This is a genomic window from Oceanospirillum linum (genome assembly GCF_001995095.2).
In the GTDB taxonomy this organism is placed as follows: Bacteria; Pseudomonadota; Gammaproteobacteria; order Pseudomonadales; family Halomonadaceae; genus Oceanospirillum; species Oceanospirillum linum.
Window position 1 is genome coordinate 1 of record NZ_MTSD02000131.1, and the last position, 428, is coordinate 428.

Consider the following 428-nt stretch of genomic DNA (forward strand, 5'->3'; position numbering starts at 1 on the left):
TCTCAATGTGTTTTTGTTGAACATTCACACGGAAGACTTCAACAGCGTCCTGAACCAATTTGTCGATAGCAAAGGGTGCAAATGAGAGCGAGAAAAGGCCGGATTCAATTCGAGAAAAATCAAGAATATCGTTTAATATGCCCAATAACCGCTCAGACGACTCATACGCTTTTTTGACATACTCATGTTGCTCAGTGGGCATATTGGCGTCATATAACAGCGAGAGCATTCCCAGAACGCCGTTCATGGGGGTGCGAATCTCATGGCTCATGTTGGCTAAAAAGTTTGATTTTGCTTTGTTGGATTCTGCCGCTTTAACCAGCGCGGATTGAAGTTCTGTATTGGCAAATTCCAGTCGCTCAGTTAGCAGTTTGGTTGGGGTAATATCTTGATTACTCCCCACCATACGTTCTACATCACCATTGTCT

General features: G+C 43.7%; 1 protein-coding gene. It reads right to left on the reverse strand.

Annotated features, from left to right (window positions below; translation table 11 throughout):
* Positions 1 to 428 (reverse strand): histidine kinase dimerization/phospho-acceptor domain-containing protein (locus BTA35_RS16970; RefSeq protein WP_274378444.1); only part of this gene is annotated, 428 nt, incomplete at both ends.